This window comes from Kribbella italica, from assembly GCF_014205135.1.
Lineage (GTDB): Bacteria > Actinomycetota > Actinomycetes > Propionibacteriales > Kribbellaceae > Kribbella > Kribbella italica.
On record NZ_JACHMY010000001.1, the window covers coordinates 7,562,401 to 7,582,570 of the forward strand.

The following is a 20,170-nucleotide window of genomic DNA, read 5'->3' on the forward strand; positions in this document are numbered from 1 at the left end:
ACCGCCAGGGGCCTGAGGCTGAGCAGAACCAGCAGGACCCACAGGTGGAGACCTCAGCCATGCCGACCGGTGGTGACCTGCGTGCCGAGGCTCAGGCGCGTGAGGCCCAGAAGCCTTCAGGTCCGCTGGAGGCCCGGTTGGACGACGATCGGAATCGCGAGGAAGCCCTGAAGAACGGCGAGCGTGGTCAGGGGCAGCAGGGGTACAGCCAGCCGATGTCCGACACCGAGAAGGCCAAGCTCGACTCACTCGCCCGCGATGGCGTCACCGGCCCCGCCGAACGCCGCCCCGACCGCCAGCTCGAACCAGCCGGCCAAGCCGGTCGAACTCCTGGCGCCCAGCACCAGCGCGACACCCAACCGACCCAGGACCCCGAACGGACCCGCTGACCCTCGTCACCGACCGGAGACCGTGAACCCCCGCCGGGGACTGTGAACACCGGCCGGGGCTGCGAACACCCGGCCGGGGGCCGTGAGCACCCGGCCCGGGGCCGCGAGCAGCCGGCTGGGGTCCGTGAACACCCGGCCGGGGGTGCGAACTCCCGGGGCCGGATGGTCAGTAGACGATCGCCTGGGCGTTGTCCGTGAGGATCTCCTCGGTGAACGCCGGCGCACCCGCGATCCGCGTGCTGGGCAGCAGGTCCGACTTGGCGAGATCTCGGCGCTTGGCGCACTGGGTGCAGACAGTGAGAGTCCCCCCGGCCAGTACCGCCGCCAGTAGATCCCCCAAGGGCGCCGCATGCGGCAGTTCGAACGCCTCCGCGCGCCCAGGCACGGCGAACCAGACGGCTTCGCCGGTGAGCCACAAAGAGACCGTGGCTCCCGAGGCAACGGCGGTCGCGGCGACCGTGAAGGCCTGGTTGGCGCGTTCGGGCTCATCGGCGCCTGCGGTCAGCTTGATCACCAGCGTGCGAGACATCACGCCACCGTAGCCGAGGGTCCGGCGGGCATCCCCTAGACTGGCGAACGTGCTACATGTCATCTTCACGACCCTGCTGGTCCTGGTCAGTGTGTTCATGGCCTGGTTCTCGGCGTTCGTCGTCTACCGGCTGTACCGCGGCCGCAGCGCGAACTGACGCGCGGACCGACCGATGGCCTTCGAGATTCCGCAGGACCTGCACCCCGACCTGATGCCGCTCGCCTGGCTGCTCGGCCGGTGGGAGGGCCGCGGGCACGGCGACTACCCGACGATCGAGAAGTTCGAGTTCGGGCAGCAGGTCGACTTCAGCCACAACGGCAAGCCGTACCTGCACTACGTCAGCCAGACCTACGTGGTCGGTGAGGACGGCACCAAGCAGCGCCCGCTGGCCGTGGAGACCGGCTTTTGGCGGCCCAAGCCGGACAACAAGCTCGAGGTCGTGCTGGCGCACCCGACCGGGTTCGCCGAGATCTGGTACGGCGAGATCGAGGGCGCCAAGGTCGAGATGCGGACCGACGTGATCGCCCGCACGGCCACCGCCAAGGAGGTCGCCGCCGGCCACCGCCTCTACGGCCTGGTCAAGGGCGAGCTGCTCTGGGCCTACGACATGGCCGCGGAAGGCCAACCGCTGCAGCCCCACCTCTGGGCCACCCTCGTCCGGGTGTAGGGCGTGTCTGGCAATTCTCGCCTACTGCGCGGCACTCGGCACGGCACCTCAGCGCACTGGAGCAAAGACCACGATGGAAAAACATCGAGGCCTTCACCCCAGCACGCTGAGCTACCGCACCGAGCACCTGCTCGCTACGGCGGGAATTGCCAGACACGCCCTAACTCTCCGACACCCAGCTGTACTCGACCTTCGGCCGCCCACTGCGTCCGTCGTAGCGCTGCGTCCGTAGCGCCTGCTGCTGGTCGGCCAGGTGCTCCAAGTACCGCCGAGCGGTGATCCGCGACGTCCCGAGCTCGGCCGCGACCTCTTCGGCCGTCCACCCCTCGCGGTTGCCGAGCAACTGGACCACTCGATCGAGCACCGACCCGGCCAGCCCCTTCGGCACTGACGAAACAGTAGCCGGATGCAACAACCGGTCGACCTCGTCCTGGTCGGCGACGACCTGACCGGCTTCAGCCGCTCGTCGCTGGCGGGCGTAGGCCGAGAGGCGGTCGCGGAGAGTCTCGAAGGCGAACGGCTTGAGCACGTACTGGACGACACCGATGCGCGCCGCGGCCTGCACGGCGGCGACTTCGCGAGCCGACGTCACCGCGACCACGTCGGTCTGGTTGCCAGAGGCGCGCATGCGCCGGACCACGTCGAGCCCGTGCCCGTCCGGCAGGTTCATGTCGAGCAGGACCAGATCGATCTGGCCTTGGGAGAGGACGGAAAGGGCCCGCGCCGCCGTACCGGCGATGCCCACGCACGTGAAGCCGGGCAGGCGATCGACGTACGTCCGATGGGCCTCGGCGGCGACCGGATCGTCCTCGACGACGAGGACCCGCAGCAGATCAGGCATTCGCGTCCACCCCCAGAAACCTTGGCAGATCAGGCACTCGTGCTCACCGCCCGCGGCAGCCGCACGCGCACGGTCAGCGCGGGGATCTCGTCCAGCTCGGAGTCCGGGTCGACCATCAACGTCCCCTGCCAACGCATCACCGTGCTGCGGACCAGCACCAGTCCGAGTCCGTGTCCTGGCTCGTTCTTCGTCGTCCAGCCGCGCTCGAACATCCGGGCCAGCTCGCCCGACCCGAGCTCGGCGCCGGTGTTCGTCACGGCCAGGTCGATCGCGTCCGGCGTCGTACCGGCCTTCAGCTCGACGCGTCGTGGTGCCGGGCCACTGCGCGCGGCCTCGATCGCGTTGTCGAGCAGGTTCCCGACGACGGTGACCACGTCCTGCGCGGGCAGTCGGGTGTTGAGCGCCTCGGAGCCGAGCTCCAGCGTGAGCAGTACGCCGCGCTCCTGCGCCTGCGACAGCTTGGCCAGCAGCAGCGACGCGAGCACCGGGTCACCGACCGTCCCGACCACGCGGTCCGTCATCGCCTGCGCGAACTGCAACTCCGACACCGCGAACTCCCGCGCCCGTTCCGGCCGGCCGATCTCGATCAGGCTGACGACCGTGTGCAACCGGTTCGAGGCCTCGTGGTTCTGCGCCTCGAGCGACTCAGCCAGGCTGCGCACCGCGTCCAGCTCGCCGAGCAGCGCCTGCAGCTGGGTGTGGTCCCGCAGCGTGACGATCCGCCCGGAGCGCGCCGGCTGCTGGTTCACCACGACCACGCCGTACGCGCCGAGGTGCAGTTCGTCGTACGCCGTACGCCCGGCCCTCAGCAGATCGGACAGCGCGACCGGCAGGTGCAGCTCGTCCACGGTGGTCCCGGTGGGGATCGCCTGGAGCCCGAGCAGCCGCCGGGCCTCCTCGTTGACCAGCTGGACCCGCCCGTCGGCGTCAATCAGCAGCAGGCCTTCACGGGCGGCGCGCAGGACACCCTGGTAGAAGTCGAGCATCCAGGCGAGCGTCTGGGTCCCCATCCCGCGGGTCGCGCGGCGGACCCGCCAGGCGACCAGCGCGTTGCCCGCGATCGCCACCCCGAGCATCAGGCTGGCGATGCCGAGCATCGTCCGGGTCTCGGCCCGGAGCAGCTCGTCCCAGCCCGGCGGCGTGAGTCCGGCCGCCGCGGCGTCGCGGTCGGCCTGCGCCCGGGCGCGGCTGGCCATGGTGATCCAGACCATCGCGATCAGCACCGCGACCGTGCCGGTCTGCAGCCAGAGCACCTGGCGCCGCAGCTCCCACGGCCGACGTTTCATGCCGACATTCTCCACACCAGCGCCACCACTGGTAGTGCGCGGCACCGGTTGGCCGCCGTCCGACGGTTCGCCGCGCGCCGAAGTGTGGTCGCCGGCCGCGAACGATATGAACGAAATGCGCAGTTGTCCTGTGCGTCACGTCACAGTTACTCAGAACCACCCGGAACCAGGTCTGCCGGCCAAGGAGCCACGTATGTCGAGCACCGAACCCCGTCCCACCCCGGTCCGCAACGACCGGACCCACTTCCTCTACATCGCCGTCATCGTCGCCGTCGCCCTGGGCATCGGTGTCGGGTTCCTGTTCCCCGACTTCGCGGTCGAGCTGAAACCGCTCGGCACCGGGTTCGTGAACCTGATCAAGATGATGATCAGCCCGGTCATCTTCTGCACGCTGGTCCTCGGCATCGGCTCGGTCCGCCAGGCCGCCAGCGTCGGCAAGGTCGGCGGCCTCGCGCTGATCTACTTCATCGTGATGTCGACCGTGGCCCTGGGCATCGGCCTGGTCGTCGGCAACCTGGTCCAGCCGGGTTCCGGCCTCAACCTGACCGACAAGCTGCGCGAGACCGGCCAGAACCAGGTCGGCACGACGCACGAGACCACGACCGACTTCGTTCTCGGCATCATCCCGAAGACGGTCGTCTCGGCGCTGACCGAGGGCGAGGTGCTGCAGACCGTCTTCGTGGCGCTGCTGATCGGCTTCGCGCTGCAGGCGATGGGCTCGAAGGGCCAGCCGGTCCTGACCGGGATCGCGCACCTGCAGCGGCTGGTCTTCAAGGTGCTGGCGATGATCATGTGGGCCGCCCCGATCGGTGCCTTCGGCGCGATCGCCGCGGTCGTCGGCGCGACCGGCGTGGACGCGCTGATCAGCCTCGGCAAGATCATGATCGCCTTCTACATCACCTGTCTGCTGTTCGTGATCGTTGTCCTGGGCACCATTCTTCGCGTCGTCACCGGGCTGTCGATCTTCCAGCTGCTGCGCTACCTCGGCCGCGAGTTCCTGCTGATCGTGTCCACGTCGTCGTCGGAGACCGCCCTGCCCCGGCTGATCGGCAAGATGGAGCACCTCGGGGTCTCCAAGAGCGTGGTCGGCATCACCGTCCCGACCGGCTACTCGTTCAACCTGGACGGTACGGCGATCTACCTGACGATGGCCTCGCTGTTCATCGCCGAGGCGATGGACCAGCCGTTCTCGATCGGGCAGCAGGTCTCCCTGCTGGCGTTCATGATCATCGCCTCGAAGGGCGCCGCCGGGGTCACCGGCGCCGGTCTGGCGACGCTGGCCGGCGGCCTGCAGTCGCACCGGCCGGAGCTCGTCGACGGCGTCGGACTGATCGTCGGCATCGACCGGTTCATGTCCGAGGCCCGCGCGCTGACGAACTTCGCCGGCAACGCGGTCGCCACGGTCCTGGTCGGCCACTGGGTCGGCGAACTCGACCGGGACCAGGTCAAGCAGGTCTTCGCCGGTGATGACCCGTTCGACGAGGCCGCGTTCGCGGCCGGCGACACCCACGGCGGCGACGTACCGGCAGCTGTCACCACAGGTCCCGACGCGACACAGGACCGCGACCACCACTAGTCCACCTGTCCCACCCCTCAGCCAGCGCCCGTCAGCCACAGCTGACGGGCGTTGGTGTTTCTACTGCCCTGCAAGGAGCTCGACCACCGGCGCCAGCTCTTCCAGGTACGCCGAATTCACGCTGATGTACGACGCACCGAGGACCTCGCGCCGCCGCAGCAGCTCGTCCGCCATCTGACGCGGACCACCCGGCAGCAGCATCAGCGAGTCGGTTGCCCGCAGCGCCTCCGGCTCGACCCCGGTCGCCATCTTCGTCCACGGCGGCAGCTCACCGTCCCCGGCCGCGAACAGGTTCAGCGCCAGCTCGATGTCGTCGGCGCGGTCGCCGGCCAGCGTCCGCAGCTCCTCCGCGAGCTGGATGACCTCGGCCGGTGGCGTCAGCGCGCCCTTCGCGATCGAGACCACGTCCGCCCGCTCGGCCGCGAGCGCCAGGGCCTTCGGCCCGCCGGCGGCCATGATCACCGGCGTGTGCCGATCGCCGTCCAGCTCGGCCAGGTGGTCGAGCGTCTCGCGCACCTGCTGCAGTCGCTCCGCGCCCGTCCCGTACGGCAGTCCGAGCTTCTCGGCGAACTTGTCCGTCCCCGGCCGCCCGGTGCCGATCCCGAACTCGAACCGCCCGTCGGTCAGCACGGTCAGCGTGTGCGCGTCCCAGGCGGCGGCGTACGGCGTGCGCATCGGCGCGGCCGCGACGAACGTGCCGACGCGGATGTCGGCGACCGCCGCGGCCATCGCCAGCGATGGGAACGGCGACAGCAACTGGAGCCCGTCGGGCATCAGAACCGTCGAGTACCCGAGCTCCGCGGCACGGCGTACGGTCTTCGTCCACTGGTCCGGGCTGCCGTCCGCCGGCGTGGCCACGATGCCGAACCTGAAGCGCTTGTCTGTCATCGTCCTGTCCTCTCCGAGTCGTACCTCCAGCCTCGCGATCGCCGGTGTTGTCCACATCCCACAGCGGGAGGCGTTCGCCGTACGACGGGCGACGTACGCTGGTGACATGTCATCGATGCGCAGCCCCTTGCTGGACCTGCCCGCGGCGGTCGAGGCCGACGGCCCGGACGCCGGAGTCGCGGCGCACTACGGCTCGGACCTGCGCGAGCAACGGGCGCTGGCCCGGGGCGAGGGGTATGTCGATCTCTCCCACCGGGACGTGGTCACGATCAGTGGGCCGGACCGGCTCACCTGGCTGCACGCGCTCACGACGCAGTACTTCGAGGGCCTCCAGGCCGGTACGTCGACGACGGCGCTGCTGCTGTCCCCGACCGGCCACGTCGAGCACGCGATGTACGGCGTCGACGACGGCGAGACCTTCTGGCTGCACACCGAGCCGGGCGCGGCCGCCGCGCTGGTCGAGTGGCTGCAGAAGATGGTGTTCATGTCCCGGGTGGAGATCACCGACGTCACCGACCGCTTCGCGATCGTGTGGCGTCCTGGTGCGGCCCCGGCCGAGGGGCCGTTGACGCGGTCCGGCGGCGACTCGCTCGGTGGGTTCGAGGTGTTCCTGCCGCGGGGGGAGCTTTCGGCGTACGCCGAGCTGGCGGGCCCGCCGGCGGGCGTCTGGGCGTACGAGGCGCTGCGGATCGAGGCGGGGCACCCGCGGTTCGGCCTCGACACCGACGAGCGCGCGATCCCGAACGAGCTGGGCTGGCTCGGCGTCGGCGTCCACCTGGACAAGGGCTGCTACCGCGGCCAGGAGACCGTCGCGCGGGTGCACAACCTGGGTCGGCCGCCGCGGCGGCTGGTCCGGCTGCACCTCGACGGCTCGGTCGACCACCTGCCGCAGCACGGGTACGCCGTCCGGGTGGGTGAGAAGCAGGTCGGGTTCGTCGGGTCCGCCGCGCGGCACCACGAGCTCGGGCCGATCGCGCTGGCGCTGGTCAAGCGTTCGGTCGACAGCGAGCTGGAGCTGCAGGTCGTGGCCGAGGACCAGCCGACGGTGACGGCGACGCAGGAACTGATCGTCGACCCCGAGGTCGGGCTGCACGTGCGCGCCCGGCTGTGATTGGGATCATCCCCAACATGCCTTTTTGCTCCTGACGCCTGAGCCGTACAGTGCAGGCGTGACCGAACCTGTGATCGTGGCCGACGTCGTCCGCAGCGACTTCGTCGAAGGGCACCACCGCGGCTCTGTCGTGGTGACGAATCCCGACGGTGGCGTCGAGTGGTCCGTCGGCGTGGTGGACCAGCCGATGTTCCCGCGCTCGTCGAACAAGCCGATGCAGGCGCTCGGCATGCTGCGCCACGGGCTCGACCTGGACGGGCGGCTGCTCGCGCTGGCCGGGGCGTCGCACTCGGGCGAGCAGATCCATCTGGACGGCGTACGGGAGATCCTGGCGGGTGTCGGGCTGGACGAGAGCGCGCTGCGGACGCCGGCGCAGTACCCGGTCGAGGACTGGCGGCGTGACGAGTGGGTCGCGGCCGGGCACGGTCCGGAGCCGATCACGATGAACTGCTCGGGCAAGCACGCGGCGATGATCGCGACGTGTGTCGCGAACGGCTGGCCGATCCACGACGACGCGTGCGCGACCAGCCCGGACGGGGTCTGGGGTGCCGACGACTACCGGTCGCCGAAACACCCGCTGCAGCAGGTGATCCGGACCGCCGTCGAGGACTCGGCCGGCGAGAAGGTCTCGTACGTCGCGGTCGACGGTTGCGGAGCGCCGATCCTGGCGATCAGCCTGGCCGGGCTGGCGCGCTCCTTCGGACTGTTCGCGGCTGCGGAGCCGGCGACGCTGGAGGGACGGGTCGCGGATGCGTTCCGCGCGTTCCCGGAGTACGCCAGTGGTACCCGGCGCGACGAGGCCGAGCTGATCCACGCGATCCCGGGCCTGTTCGGCAAGGTCGGCGCCGAGAGCGTGTACGCCGTGGGCCTGGCCGACGGCCGCGGGATCGCCGTGAAGATCGAAGACGGCAGCGCCCGGGCGCGGGCGGTCGTGATGGCCGCAACGCTGAAGATGCTGGGCCTGGACCACGAGGTGCTGGACAAGCATTTGCACTTCCCGCTGCTGGGCGGCGGCGTACAGGTCGGCTCGGTCCGGCCACATCCTTTGATTTTCAGCTGAAACTCGCTCACTTGCTGTGAGTGAGGCGGCTCACGGCCGGTCTGCTTGCAATTGCAAGCGCTCTGCTAGCACACTGGACGCATGGCCAGGTTGAGTGATCGTGCGGCGGACGCGATGGGTTCGGTGGGGGAGTACCTCGCCGAGCAGCGGCGGCACGCGCAGTTGTCGTTGCGGCAGCTGTCCGACCTGGCCGGCGTCTCCAACCCGTACCTGAGCCAGATCGAGCGCGGGCTGCGCAAGCCGTCGGCCGACGTACTGCAGCAGCTGGCGAAGGCCCTGCGGATCTCCGCGGAGACGCTGTACGTGCGGGCCGGCATCCTCGACCCGGAGGACCGGGCCGAAGGCGGCAGCGCGACCGGTGTGGTCGACGCGATCCTGCTCGACCCGCTGCTGAACGAGCGGCAGAAGCGCGTACTGCTCGACGTTTACGGATCTTTCGTCCGGGAGAACGCACCCGAGGACGACGTACCGGCCGCGGCGGCGACGAAGCCCCCGGCCAAGAAGGCGGCTCGGACCGTCAAGAAGGCCGCGGCGGCGAAGAAGTCCCCGGCCCCCAGGACCCCTGCATCAAAGCGCACCACCCACTGACACCACTGCTCCGAGGAGAAGCCTGATGGCTACCCGTACCCCCGTCACGCCCCTGTACGTCATCGCCGGCGCCGGCGACCTGGCCGTCGAGAAGTTCCGCGCGGTCAGCGAGGACGTCACCGCCCGGTTCGCCAAGCTCGACCAGGACGCCCTGCAGTCGACGCTGCGCACCGAGCTGACCAAGCGCCAGACCGAGCTGTCCAAGCGCCTCGAGGCGCTGGCCGCCGACGCCAAGACCGTGCCGGCCAAGCTGCGTGAGCTGCCGGCCGTCGCGCAGGCCGGTCTGACCACGGTGCTCGGCCAGGCCGAGGAGACCTACGACGACCTGGCCACCCGCGGCGAGGAGATCGTCGGCCGGATCCGCACCCAGAAGGCGACCGAGGACCTCGAGGCCCAGGCCAAGACCACGGTCAGCAAGGTCAAGGCGACCCGCACCACCGCGCGCAAGACCGCCGACAACACCACCCGCAACGTCAAGGCGACCGCCACCAGCGCCCGCAAGACCGCGAAGACGGCCGCCAAGGCCGCCGGCGACGCCGCCGCCAAGGTCGGCGACTGACCGTAGTCCTCGCGTGGCGGCCTGACGCCGTACGCCGCAACACGCCGACGGGTGGTCCGAATCTGCCGCTGAGCAGAGGTGGGCCACCCGTCCGCTTGTTAGGCTCGTACGCATGCTCCCACTCGCCACGTTCCCGACCCTGTTCCCGGGGTTCGGCAATCCGTTCGACGTCATCTGGTGGGTGCTGCTCGGCCTGAAGCTGGTCGCACTGCTGGACGCGGCCTTCAGGCCACGCCAGGTGTTCGTCGCGGCGGACAAGCTGACCAAGCCCGGCTGGGTGCTGATCCTGGCGACGTTCTCGCTGTGCCAGATCTTCCAGGGCGGCTGGCTGAGCTTCTTCGGCCTGATCGGCATCGTCGCCGCGGGCGTCTACCTGGTCGACGCCCGCCCCGCCCTGCGCGCCGCCAGCGGCCGGGGCCGCGGCGGAGGCTGGGGCATCCGCCGCAGGCGGGGTCCGCGCCCGCTCTGATCCACGCGTACGCCGTACAGGCTCACCAGCCGGTACGGCGTACTGACGCTACGAGCGGTAGACGATCACCTTGTCGCCGACCTTGACCTGGTCGAACAGGTACTTGATCTTGCCCAGGTCGCGCACGTTCACGCAGCCGTGCGAGGCGCCGGCGTAGCCGCGGGCGGCGAAGTCGGACGAGTAGTGCACGGCCTGGCCGCCGCTGAAGAACATCGCGTACGGCATCGGGGAGTCGTACAGCTTGGAGACGTGGTTGCGGCTCTTCCAGCCGACCGAGAACGCACCCTCGCGGGTGGCGGTCTTCTTCGCGCCGAACCGGACGTCGAACTGCAGCTTCACGACGCCGTCGACGACGTAGCGCAGCTTGCGGGTGGACTTGTCGATGCACAGCGCCGTACCGGTCGCGCAGCGCTGGTCGAGCTTCTTGCCGTCGACCACGGGCGCGGGCGGGAACAGTTCCTTCTGGGTCGGCTCGTGGGTCGCGGCCTTCAGCTGGTCCCAGGTGTTCTGGTCGACGTAGCCGAGCTCGGGAATCCCCTTGGAGGACTGGAACTTCTTCACCGCGGACCGGGTCATCGTGCCGAAGGAGTTGTCCAGCCACCGCTTGTCGAGCAGCTTGAGCTGGATCAGCCGCGCCTCGACCTTGCGGACCTCGGCGCTGCTCGCGCCGTTGCTCCACAGGGCCTTCGGGTAGATCGGCAGCTCACCGCTGACCTCGAACGGCACGGTCTTCAGATCCGTGGCCGCCACCGGAGCGGCCGAAGCCTCGTTTCCGGAACCGTTCAGTCCGTAAACCACCAGCCCGGTCGCCGCCGCGGCGACGACCATCCCGGCCAGCACGTGCCGGACCGCCGACGCCGTCCGTACCCAGTTCCGCGCGCGCATCGCATACCCCTCGTTCAGCTTTTCCCCTGTACCTACTGGGACGTCCTCATCGCCCCAATGGTTGGCCCCCACCCACAACTGACCAGTCAGCGTAAATCGCCAACCACGCGCGGTACACCCGTCGTGAGCGACTCGTGACCTGTCGCACACAGCGCGGTCACCGCCCCACAACAGCAACGGCGGCCGAGGAGTGTCCTCGGCCGCCGTACGGAAGTGCTGTCGATCAGGCGCTGTAGACCAGGATGCGGTCGCCGACCTTCACCCGGTTGAAGATCCAGGCGATCTTGTTCTTGTCGCGCATGTTGATGCAGCCGTGCGAGGCGCCGTTGTAGCCACGGGCCTTGAAGTCCGACGAGTAGTGGATCGCCTGGCCGCCGCTGAAGAACATCGCGTACGGCATCGGCGACTTGTAGATCGACGAGACGTGGTTCTTGGACTTGCGCTGCAGCTTGAAGAAGCCGTTGCGGGTCGGCGTCCGCGGTGCGCCGAAGCGGGCGTCACCGGTGGCCAGCAGCTTCCCGTTGTACAGGAACGCGACCTTGCGGGTCTTCTTGTTGACGCAGATGATGCGGCCGGTCATGCAGCGCTTGTCGAGGCGCAGCTTGCCGGGGACGAGCACGAACTTCCCGGCCGGTTTGGCCGGTTTCTTCGCAGCCGGCGCCGCCGCCTGCACTACAACAGCTTTGGCCGTGGTCGCCGGCTTGGCCGCCGGAGCGGCCCCTGCCGAACCGGTGGCGGCGAACACGCCGACCCCCAGCATCGCGACGGCCGTCGTGGTGGCGCCGAGCTTACGCAGAATCCCCATGAATCCTTGTCCTTCCCCCAACTGAGTGCCCCTGAATGATGGTGCCGTACGTGTAGACGACGAAGCAGCCACTCCGGTTGGTCACGATCCGGTAATTTTCCCCCGTGGATCGCGACCAGCCGGTGAACCGCTGCTGATCAGGCCTTGTTCTTGCGGCCCAGCTTCGCGCGCTCGACCTGGGTCAGCGCGACCTTGCGGATCCGGATCGCGTCCGGGGTCACCTCGACGCACTCGTCCTCGCGGCAGAACTCCAGCGACTGCTCCAGCGAGAGCTTGCGGGCCGGGACCAGCTTCTCGAACTCGTCCGCGTTCGACCGGACGTTGGTCATCTTCTTCTCACGGGTGATGTTCACGTCCATGTCGTCGGCGCGCGAGTTCTCGCCGATCACCATGCCCTCGTACACGTCGGTGCCGGGCTCGCAGAACATCGTGCCGCGCTCCTGCAGGTTCACCATCGCGTACGACGTGGTGACGCCGGTGCGGTCGGAGACCAGCGAGCCCGACGGGCGCGTGCGCAGCTCGCCGAACCACGGCTCGTAGCCCTCGAACACGTGGTGCGCGATCCCGGTCCCGCGGGTGTCGGTGAGGAACTCGGTCCGGAAGCCGATCAGGCCACGCGCCGGGACCAGGAACTCCATCCGGACCCAGCCGGTGCCGTGGTTGGTCATCTGCTCCATCCGGCCCTTGCGGACCGCGAGCAGCTGGGTGACCGTCCCGAGGTACTCCTCCGGGCAGTCGATCGTCAGCCGCTCGACCGGCTCGTGCCGCTTGCCGTTGATCTCGCGGGTGACCACCTGCGGCTTGCCGACGGTCAGCTCGTAGCCCTCGCGGCGCATCTGCTCGACCAGGATGGCCAGCGCCAGCTCACCACGGCCCTGCACCTCCCAGGTGTCGGGACGCTCGGTCGGCAGCACCTTGAGCGACACGTTGCCGATCAGCTCGCGGTCCAGCCGGTCCTTGACCAGGCGGGCGGTGACCTTGGTGCCCTTGACCCGGCCGGCCAGCGGCGAGGTGTTGGTCCCGATCGTCATCGAGATGGCCGGCTCGTCGACCGTGATCAGCGGCAGCGGCTTCGGGTTCTCCGGGTCGGTCAGGGTGTCGCCGATCATGATCTCCGGGATGCCCGCGATCGCGACGATGTCGCCCGGTCCGGCCGAGTCGCCGGGGACGCGCTCGAGCGCCTCGGTGATCAGCAGCTCGGTGATCTTCACCTTCTGGATCGAGCCGTCGTGGCGGCACCAGGCGACCTGGGAGCCCTTCTTCAGCGTGCCCTCGTGCACCCGGACCAGCGCGAGCCGGCCGAGGAACGGCGAGGCGTCCAGGTTGGTGACGTGCGCCTGCAGCGGCGCGCCCTCGGTGTACTCCGGGGCGGGGACGTTCGCGAGGATCGTCTCGAACAGCGGCTCGAGGTCCTCCGAATCCGGCAGGCCGCCGTCGGCCGGCTGGTTCAGCGAGGCGCGGCCGGCGCGGGCCGAGGCGTACACCACCGGGAAGTCGAGCGCGCTCTGGTCGGCGTCGTGGTCGAGCAGGTCCAGGAACAGCTCGTAGGTCTCGTCGACGACCTCGGCGATCCGGGCGTCCGGCCGGTCCACCTTGTTCACCACCAGGATCACCGGCATGTTGCGTGCCAGTGCCTTGCGCAGGACGAAGCGGGTCTGCGGCAGCGGGCCCTCGGAGGCGTCCACCAGCAGCACGATCGCGTCGACCATCGACAGGCCGCGCTCGACCTCACCACCGAAGTCGGCGTGGCCGGGGGTGTCGATGATGTTCAGCGTCATCTGCTCGCCGCTGGCCATCTTGTGCCGGACGGCGGTGTTCTTGGCCAGGATCGTGATGCCCTTCTCACGCTCCAGGTCGCCCGAGTCCATCGCTCGCTCGTCGACGTGCTGGTGGGCTCCGAAGGCACCGGACTGCCACAGCATCGCGTCGACGAGGGTGGTCTTCCCGTGGTCGACGTGGGCCACGATGGCCACGTTGCGCAGGTCATTACGGAGGGGCATGCGGAAGCGCTCCAAGCAGTTGGACTAGCAAATGAGACCGGCAGTGGTTACTGAGAGTCAGGCGGTGGCTACGGCGGGTGTGGTGTCGCTCGGGATGCCACTCGACTTACTGATCGACGCACTGCGCAGCCATCTCATCCTACCGGTGAAGCCACGTGCCGGAGAAACCGGCCGCCGCGGCCGGTGACGCTGCGTGTCCGGCATGCGGTTGAGCCTTTGACATTTGTTGACTGGACGTCCAGTCTATGAATCGGGCGCCTGGGGAGGGGCCTTTGTGGAGGGGTGCAACGGGGGGTCACAGCCCGGGAGTGCCGAGCACGAGGTGGGGGGTTGCTCGGCCTCCGGGGCCTGACCAAGGGAAGAAGGACGGTGCCGCGGTCGGTCGCCACCAACCAGCAGTTGCGGGAGCGCTCGCGGGAGCGCATCCTGAGCGCTGCTCTGGAGGTGTTCGCCGAGAAGGGCTACGAGGCGGCCTCGATCAGCGACGTGACGGCCCGGGCCGGGGTCTCCCGCGGGCTGGTCGGCTACTACTTCGCCTCCAAGCGCGACCTGGCCGCGCAGTTGCTCGACCGCTGGCTGGACGGCATCGCCGGCATCCTGGAGATTCCCGGTACGCCGGACGAACGGCTGGCCGGGATGATCGACGGCGCGCTGATGGCCGCGGCGATGACGCTGCCGGTGCAGCGCCTGGCCATCTCGCTGATGATGCAGCCCAGCACTCACGGTGTCTTCGCCGAGGTCGAGACCGAGAAGTCCGACCGGATGGCGCTGGTCGAGGACGCCATCCGGGCCGTCTTCGCCGCCCGCGGGGCCGAGGACCCGGCGGTCGAGGAAATGTTGCTCAGGGCAACGCTCGAGGGCGTGACGGTCAAGCTCGCGATCTACCCGGAGACCTTCCCCTTGGAGCCCATCCGGCGGCGTCTGTACGCCGGCTACGGCCTCCCGGAGCCGAAGGAACCGCTGCCGGTGGTCTCGCCGGCGGTCAACCGGCTTCGCGCGAAACCCTGACCGGCGGGGTCCAGCTCTCGAAGAGCTTGCTGCCGTTGCGTTGAGCGGCGTTCGGTGGAGTCAGTTGCAGCAACGCGTTGCGCAACCGCTGGCCGCGGCCGAGGTGGGCGCCGACCTTCGCCATCTGCGCCGACCGCCTGACCAGCTGTTCTGTCCGCCCGTACCGCTGTGCCTGGTACTGCGCCAGGTCGAGAGCGCCCAGCGAGGCGCCGTCCTCCAGCGCGGAGTTGGCTCCCTGGCCGAGGGTCGGGAGCATCGGATGGGCGGCGTCGCCGATCAGGACGACGCGGCCCTCGACGTACCGGGGCAAGGGCTTCTCGAGGGTCCACACGTCGTGGCGGATCACTTGTTCCGTCGACTCCGTCAGGGCGCGGATGTCGGGAGCCCAGGAGGCGAAGTACTCGCGCGCTGCCTGCAGCTCGTCAGGGAAGCGATGCCCGGCCGGCAGGGCGACGTAGCCGTACCAGTAGGTCTGCCCGGCACCGATCGCGAGCGAGCCGAACTCGGCGCGCGGGCCCCACACCATCGCGAAGCGGTCGTCCGTGGGGCTGTCGACGACAGCGCGCCAGCTCGAGTAGCCGCTGTACGTCAATCGGCTGCTGGGAAAGAGCTGCTGGCGGGTGACGCTGCGGAGGCCATCGGCGCCGACGACCAGGTCTGCCGAAGCCTCGTGGGTGCCGTCGGAGGATTCCCAGGTCACGTGGGCCGGCTCTCCGCCGGCTGCGCCGGGGACAACGCCGGTGACGCGGGCGCCCGTCGTCAGCTCGGCCGCCGAAGCGGCCTCGGCCAGCGCCTGGTGCAGGCGTTGCCGGTGGATACCGACCATCTGGCTACCGGCGCCATCAGGTGCCCTCAGCAACCATTTCCCGTCCGCGCGCCGGGTCCCCGCCGGACGGACCGCGGCGCCGGTACGACGGACGGCGTCGAGCGCGCCGATCGACTCGAGCGCCCGCGCGCCGTTGACGGTGACGGCGAGGCCGGCGCCGACCTCACCCAGTTCCGGGGCGCTCTCCAGCACCCGGACGCGCCACCCGGACCTCGTCAACGAGGCCGCCGCGGCGAGCCCGGCGATGCCGCCGCCGATCACGATCGCTGTCATGGCCCCGACGATAGGAGCCCAAGGGGGCGGCCGCGTCCGCCGTACGGCGTATTCGGGACTACTCCTGGACCCGGTGCACCTTGTGCTGCGCCGCCTGGGCGCGCGGGCGGACCGTGAGGCGGTCGATGTTGACGTGCGGCGGACGGGACGCGACCCAGGTGACGATCTCGGCGATGTCGTCGGAGGTGAGCGGCTCCGCGACCCCGGCGTACACGGCGGCGGCCTTCGCCTGGTCGCCCTCGAACCGGGTCAGCGCGAAGCCCTCGGACTTCACCATCCCGGGCGCGATCTCGCAGACCCGGACCGGCTGGTCGAACAGCTCGAGCCGGAGCGTGTCGACGACGGCCTTCACCGCGTGCTTGGCGGCGACGTACCCGCCGCCGTTCTCGTAGGCGACCTGGCCGGCCGTCGAGCCCATCACGACGATCGTGCCCTCGCTCGCGATCAGGGCCGGGAGCAACGACTTGGTGACCGCGGCGACGCCGATCACGTTCACCTCGAACATCCGCCGCCAGGCGTCCAGATCCGCGTCGGCGACCGGCTCGGCGCCGAATGCGCCACCGGCGTTGTTCACCAGCAGGTCGACCCGCTCGCCGGCCGCCGCGGTCAGCGCCGCGACGTCCTCGGCCGACGTCACGTCGCACTGCACCGCGCGACCGCCGATCTCCTTGGCCAGCGCCTCGACCCGGTCCAGCCGGCGGGCCGCGCAGACCACCTCGAACCCGGCCTCCGCGAGGTGCCGCGCGGTCGCGGCCCCGATCCCACTGCTGGCTCCGGTCACCACGGCTACAGGGCGATTCGTCATAGCCGCAGTCTTTCAAACCCCGCCGGCCACTCGACATCGCGTCTCATTGCGGACCTGCACCACTCACCAACCCGCTGTCCCATGACGCGTCGGTGACGTTCCACGCGGGGACCGCCAGGAGGGCTCGCGGTTGGTGAGTGGTGCAGGTCCGCCCGGGTTTACGCTGGCGACGTGACCGAACCCTCCGCCGACCGTCCACTTCGGCGGGTCGCGATGATCAGCCTGCACACGTCGCCGCTGGACCAGCCGGGGACGGGGGACGCGGGCGGCATGAACGTCTACGTGGTGGAACTGTCCAAACGGCTGGCCGGGCTCGGCATCGCCGTCGACATCTTCACCCGCGCGACCTCGTCGGCCCTGCCCGCGAAGGTCGAGCTCGGCCCGGGCGTCACGGTCCGCAACGTCGCGGCCGGCCCGTACGAGGGGCTGGCGAAGAACGAGCTCCCCGCCCAGCTGTGCACGTTCGCCCGCGCGGTCCTGCGCGCCGAGGCGATCCGCGAGCCGGGCTACTACGACGTCATCCACTCCCACTACTGGCTGTCCGGCCAGGTCGGCCTGCTCGCCCGCGACCGCTGGGCCGTCCCGCTCGTCCACACCATGCACACGATGGCGAAGGTGAAGAACGCCAGCCTCGCCGAGGACGACGTCCCCGAACCGCCCGCCCGGCTGCTCGGCGAGGAACAGGTGGTCGAGGCGGCCGACCGGCTGCTCGCGAACACCGACGACGAGGCGAAGGAACTGATCGGCCTGTACGGCGCGCAGCCGGCCAAGGTCGAGGTGGTCTGTCCCGGTGTCGACCTGGAGATGTTCAGCCCGGGCGACCAGGCGGCGGCCCGGCGTACCGTCGGAGTGCGGGAGGACGCGATCGTGCTCGCGTTCGTCGGGCGGATCCAGCCGTTGAAGGCGCCGGACCTGCTGATCCGGGCGGCCGCGCGGATGCTCGACCGCGATCCGGCGCTGCGCGAGCGGCTGGTCGTCGCGATCATCGGCGGGCCGTCGGGCAACGGGATGGAGCATCCCGAGGCGCACGCCGAGTTGGCGCGGCGGCTCGGCGTCGACGACGTGACCCGGTTCGTGAAGCCGATGGCGCGGGCGGGGCTGGCCGACTGGTACCGGGCGGCCTCGGTGGTCTGCGTACCGTCGTACTCGGAGTCGTTCGGGCTGGTCGCGCTGGAGGCCCAGGCCTGCGGTACGCCGGTGGTCGCGGCCTCGGTCGGCGGGCTGACGACCGCCGTCCGTGACGGCGTGACCGGGCTGCTGGTGCCGGGCCACGGGGTCGGCGAGTTCGCCGACGCGCTGGCGCGGATCGCGACGGATCCGGCCGCCCGCGAGAGCATGAGCAAGGCCGCGGTCGAGCATGCCCGGGCGTTCGGCTGGGAACAGACCGCGGAGAAGACGCTGGCCGCGTACCGGACGGCCGCGCAGACGATGGCCGCCGAACTGGCGGCGGAGGTGGCCGGATGAGGGTTTCCGCCGCGGACGTGATCCGTCAGGTGCTGACCGAGAACGAGCTCGAGTTCACCGAGTCGGCGCCGGGAGCTTTTGCGGCGGACCTGCCGGGGGAGCGGAAGCTGAAGACGGGCGTCTCGCTGACGGTCGGGGCCCAGGCGGTGCACGTGCACGCCTTCGTCGCCCGGCGGCCGGACGAGAACCACGAGGCCGTGTACCGGTGGCTGCTGGAGCGGAACCTGAAGATGTACGGCGTCGCGTTCGCCATCGACCACCACGGCGACATCCATCTGGACGGCCGCGTTCCGCTGCACGCGATCACGCCGGCCGAGGTGGACCGGCTGCTGGGCGCCGTCCTGGAGTACGCCGACTCGTCGTTCAACACGATCCTGGAACTGGGCTTCGCGACGTCGATCCGGCGTGAGTACGACTGGCGGATCTCGCGCGGTGAGTCGACCCGGAACCTGGACGCGTTCAAGGGCTGGCTCGAGCCTCGATAGCATGCGGGGTATGACCTATCGCCTGATCCTGCTCCGCCACGGCCACAGCGACTGGAACGCCAAGAACCTGTTCACCGGGTGGGTCGACGTCGACCTGAACGCCCAGGGGGTCGAGGAGGCTCACCGCGGCGGCCAGCTGCTGCTCGAGCGCGGCCTGCTGCCCGACGTACTGCACACCTCGGTCCTGCGCCGCGCGATCCGCACCGCGACCATCGCGCTCGAGGAGGCCGGGCGGCAGTGGATCGACGTCCGCCGCTCCTGGCGCCTGAACGAGCGCCACTACGGCGGTCTGCAGGGCAAGGACAAGAAGCAGACCCTGGAGGAGCTCGGCGAGGAGCAGTTCATGCTGTTCCGCCGCTCCTACGACACCCCGCCGCCGCCGATCGAGCGCGGCTCGGAGTACGACCAGGCCGGCGACCCCCGCTACGCCGCCCTCCCGAGCGAGCTCCTCCCGGCCACCGAGTGCCTCAAGGACGTCGTCGAGCGGATGCTCCCGTACTGGTACGACGCCATCGTCCCCGACCTCCGCGCCGGCAAGACCGTCCTGGTCACCGCCCACGGCAACTCGCTCCGCGCCCTGGTCAAGCACCTGGACCAGCTCGACGAGCAGACCATCGTGGGTCTCAACATCCCGACCGGCGTCCCGCTGTACTACGAGCTCGACGACGACTTCAACCCGGTCACCAAGGGCGGCGAGTACCTCGACCCGGCCGCCGCCGCGGCAGCCATCGAGGCCGTGAAGAACCAGGGCCGGTAGTTCGGGTCAGAAGCAGTTGACCGCAGGCGGGAGGATCCAGGCCGCCTGCGGTCAGGTACGCCATCAGTTGGCGAGGTCGCCGGCGTAGGCGAGGTCTTTCTGGTTCTCCAGGTCGTCCAGGCGGGACTGGAGGGCGGCGTGGATGTGGTGGTAGGCGTCGCTGCCGAGGGTGATGCGGCGCGGGGCCGGGGTCTGGTCAGCGGCGTCGATCATGGACTGGGTGAACTTGTCGGGGTCGCCGCGGAGTTCGAAGGTGCCGTCGGTCATGCCTTGGCGGACCTGGGCCACGGGGGTCGTGGCGTAGGCGTCGAGCGGGGTGGCGACGGCCAGGGCGGCGCCGAAGTCGGTGGCGGCGGGGCCTGGTTCGGCGAGGGTGAGGGTGATGCCGAAGCCGGCGACCTCCTGGGCGACGGCCTCGACGAAGCCTTCGATGCCCCACTTGGTGGCGTGGTAGGCGCCGAAGCCGGGGTACGCGTACTGGCCGCCTTCGGAGGCGACCTGGACGATCCGGCCGCCGCCTTGCGCGCGGAGGTGCGGCAGGGCCGCGCGGATCAGTTGCATCGAGCCGATCAGGTTGGTGTCGATCTGGAGGCGGATCTGTTCGTCGGTGAGTTCCTCGGCGGCGCCGAAGAGGCCGTAGCCGGCGTTGCTGACCACGACGTCGATGCGCTCGTGCGCGGCGAAGGCGGCGTCGACGGTCCGGCGTACGGCGGTCGAGTCGGTGACGTCCAGCTCGACGACGTCCAGGCGGCCGGCGTACTGCGTCCGCAGGTCGTCGAGGGCGCCGGTACGGCGCAGCGTCGCGACGACGGTGTCGCCGCGGGCCAGCAGCTTCTCGGTCATCCGCCGGCCGAAGCCGGACGACGTACCGGTGATGAACCAGGTCTTGCTCATGAGGA

General features: G+C 70.0%; 22 protein-coding genes. 12 read left to right on the forward strand and 10 right to left on the reverse strand.

Features of this window, described 5'->3' with window-relative positions; all coding sequences use genetic code 11:
* The first annotated feature begins 44 nt into the window (after window positions 1-44).
* The gene (locus HDA39_RS35300) at window positions 45-389 is read left to right on the forward strand and encodes a hypothetical protein (protein WP_184802685.1); all 345 of its coding nucleotides are present in this window, start codon (window positions 45-47) and stop codon (window positions 387-389) included.
* A 166-nt stretch (window positions 390-555) separates the two neighbouring features.
* Here HDA39_RS35300 and HDA39_RS35305 read toward each other — a convergent pair whose 3' ends face one another.
* Window positions 556-918: a DsrE family protein gene (locus HDA39_RS35305; RefSeq protein WP_184802687.1), complete on the reverse strand. Its 363-nt coding sequence runs from the start codon at window positions 916-918 to the stop codon at window positions 556-558.
* 172 nt (window positions 919-1,090) lie between these two features.
* On the opposite strand from HDA39_RS35305, the gene HDA39_RS35310 reads away from it, so the two are divergent.
* Window positions 1,091-1,585: a heme-binding beta-barrel domain-containing protein gene (locus tag HDA39_RS35310; protein ID WP_184802689.1), complete on the forward strand. Its 495-nt coding sequence runs from the start codon at window positions 1,091-1,093 to the stop codon at window positions 1,583-1,585.
* Window positions 1,586-1,745: 160 nt separating this feature from the next.
* Here the strand turns inward: HDA39_RS35310 and HDA39_RS35315 are convergent, their stop codons facing one another.
* Window positions 1,746-2,426 (reverse strand): response regulator, encoded by a 681-nt coding sequence (locus tag HDA39_RS35315; protein WP_184802691.1) that lies wholly within the window; start codon window positions 2,424-2,426, stop codon window positions 1,746-1,748.
* Window positions 2,427-2,455: 29 nt separating this feature from the next.
* On the reverse strand, window positions 2,456-3,712 hold the full coding sequence (locus tag HDA39_RS35320; RefSeq protein ID WP_184802693.1) for a sensor histidine kinase: 1,257 nt from the start codon (window positions 3,710-3,712) through the stop codon (window positions 2,456-2,458).
* Between the two features lie 193 nt (window positions 3,713-3,905).
* On the opposite strand from HDA39_RS35320, the gene HDA39_RS35325 reads away from it, so the two are divergent.
* On the forward strand, window positions 3,906-5,288 hold the full coding sequence (locus tag HDA39_RS35325; protein ID WP_184802695.1) for a cation:dicarboxylate symporter family transporter: 1,383 nt from the start codon (window positions 3,906-3,908) through the stop codon (window positions 5,286-5,288).
* A gap of 60 nt (window positions 5,289-5,348) precedes the next feature.
* Here HDA39_RS35325 and HDA39_RS35330 read toward each other — a convergent pair whose 3' ends face one another.
* The gene (locus tag HDA39_RS35330; protein WP_184802697.1) at window positions 5,349-6,176 is read right to left on the reverse strand and encodes an LLM class flavin-dependent oxidoreductase; all 828 of its coding nucleotides are present in this window, start codon (window positions 6,174-6,176) and stop codon (window positions 5,349-5,351) included.
* Window positions 6,177-6,282: 106 nt separating this feature from the next.
* Between HDA39_RS35330 and ygfZ the strand changes: the two genes are divergently transcribed.
* The 5 genes from ygfZ (at window position 6,283) to HDA39_RS35355 (ending at window position 9,963) form a co-directional block, all read left to right on the forward strand.
* Window positions 6,283-7,287, forward strand: a complete 1,005-nt coding sequence (gene ygfZ / locus HDA39_RS35335; RefSeq protein WP_184802699.1) for a CAF17-like 4Fe-4S cluster assembly/insertion protein YgfZ — start codon at window positions 6,283-6,285, stop codon at window positions 7,285-7,287.
* Between the two features lie 58 nt (window positions 7,288-7,345).
* Entirely contained in the window at window positions 7,346-8,347 is a 1,002-nt protein-coding gene (locus HDA39_RS35340) for an asparaginase (RefSeq protein ID WP_337926037.1), read from the forward strand.
* A gap of 81 nt (window positions 8,348-8,428) precedes the next feature.
* Window positions 8,429-8,935, forward strand: coding sequence for a helix-turn-helix domain-containing protein (locus HDA39_RS35345; protein ID WP_184802703.1), 507 nt, complete (start codon window positions 8,429-8,431; stop codon window positions 8,933-8,935).
* A 25-nt stretch (window positions 8,936-8,960) separates the two neighbouring features.
* On the forward strand, window positions 8,961-9,494 hold the full coding sequence (locus HDA39_RS35350) for a hypothetical protein (RefSeq protein ID WP_184802705.1): 534 nt from the start codon (window positions 8,961-8,963) through the stop codon (window positions 9,492-9,494).
* 112 nt (window positions 9,495-9,606) lie between these two features.
* Window positions 9,607-9,963, forward strand: coding sequence for a DUF2516 family protein (locus tag HDA39_RS35355; protein ID WP_184802707.1), 357 nt, complete (start codon window positions 9,607-9,609; stop codon window positions 9,961-9,963).
* 48 nt (window positions 9,964-10,011) lie between these two features.
* Here HDA39_RS35355 and HDA39_RS35360 read toward each other — a convergent pair whose 3' ends face one another.
* The 3 genes from HDA39_RS35360 to typA form a co-directional block, all read right to left on the reverse strand.
* Complete coding sequence (locus HDA39_RS35360) at window positions 10,012-10,848, reverse strand: L,D-transpeptidase family protein (RefSeq protein WP_184802709.1); 837 nt, start codon at window positions 10,846-10,848, stop codon at window positions 10,012-10,014.
* 223 nt (window positions 10,849-11,071) lie between these two features.
* The gene (locus HDA39_RS35365) at window positions 11,072-11,653 is read right to left on the reverse strand and encodes a L,D-transpeptidase (protein ID WP_184802711.1); all 582 of its coding nucleotides are present in this window, start codon (window positions 11,651-11,653) and stop codon (window positions 11,072-11,074) included.
* A 137-nt stretch (window positions 11,654-11,790) separates the two neighbouring features.
* The gene (typA, locus tag HDA39_RS35370; RefSeq protein WP_184802713.1) at window positions 11,791-13,653 is read right to left on the reverse strand and encodes a translational GTPase TypA; all 1,863 of its coding nucleotides are present in this window, start codon (window positions 13,651-13,653) and stop codon (window positions 11,791-11,793) included.
* A gap of 330 nt (window positions 13,654-13,983) precedes the next feature.
* On the opposite strand from typA, the gene HDA39_RS35375 reads away from it, so the two are divergent.
* Window positions 13,984-14,661, forward strand: coding sequence for a TetR/AcrR family transcriptional regulator (locus HDA39_RS35375; RefSeq protein WP_238356225.1), 678 nt, complete (start codon window positions 13,984-13,986; stop codon window positions 14,659-14,661).
* On the opposite strand, the gene HDA39_RS35380 is transcribed toward HDA39_RS35375, so the two are convergent.
* On the reverse strand, window positions 14,636-15,760 hold the full coding sequence (locus HDA39_RS35380; RefSeq protein WP_184802715.1) for an FAD-dependent monooxygenase: 1,125 nt from the start codon (window positions 15,758-15,760) through the stop codon (window positions 14,636-14,638). The genes HDA39_RS35375 and HDA39_RS35380 overlap by 26 nt on opposite strands.
* A gap of 58 nt (window positions 15,761-15,818) precedes the next feature.
* Window positions 15,819-16,565 carry an SDR family NAD(P)-dependent oxidoreductase gene (locus HDA39_RS35385; RefSeq protein WP_184802717.1) on the reverse strand — a complete coding sequence of 249 codons (747 nt, stop codon included), beginning with the start codon at window positions 16,563-16,565 and terminating at the stop codon, window positions 15,819-15,821.
* Between the two features lie 171 nt (window positions 16,566-16,736).
* On the opposite strand from HDA39_RS35385, the gene mshA reads away from it, so the two are divergent.
* From mshA to HDA39_RS35400, 3 genes are read left to right on the forward strand one after another with little or no spacing between them, the layout of a single operon-like run.
* A complete protein-coding gene (mshA, locus tag HDA39_RS35390) occupies window positions 16,737-18,029 on the forward strand; it encodes a D-inositol-3-phosphate glycosyltransferase (RefSeq protein ID WP_184802719.1) in 1,293 nt (430 codons plus the stop codon).
* On the forward strand, window positions 18,026-18,514 hold the full coding sequence (locus HDA39_RS35395; RefSeq protein ID WP_184802721.1) for a type III secretion system chaperone family protein: 489 nt from the start codon (window positions 18,026-18,028) through the stop codon (window positions 18,512-18,514). Before mshA ends, HDA39_RS35395 begins: the two co-directional genes overlap by 4 nt.
* Before the next feature lie 10 nt (window positions 18,515-18,524).
* Entirely contained in the window at window positions 18,525-19,271 is a 747-nt protein-coding gene (locus HDA39_RS35400; RefSeq protein WP_184802723.1) for a phosphoglyceromutase, read from the forward strand.
* Between the two features lie 63 nt (window positions 19,272-19,334).
* Here the strand turns inward: HDA39_RS35400 and HDA39_RS35405 are convergent, their stop codons facing one another.
* Window positions 19,335-20,165: an SDR family oxidoreductase gene (locus HDA39_RS35405; RefSeq protein ID WP_184802725.1), complete on the reverse strand. Its 831-nt coding sequence runs from the start codon at window positions 20,163-20,165 to the stop codon at window positions 19,335-19,337.
* Window positions 20,166-20,170 lie beyond the last annotated feature (5 nt).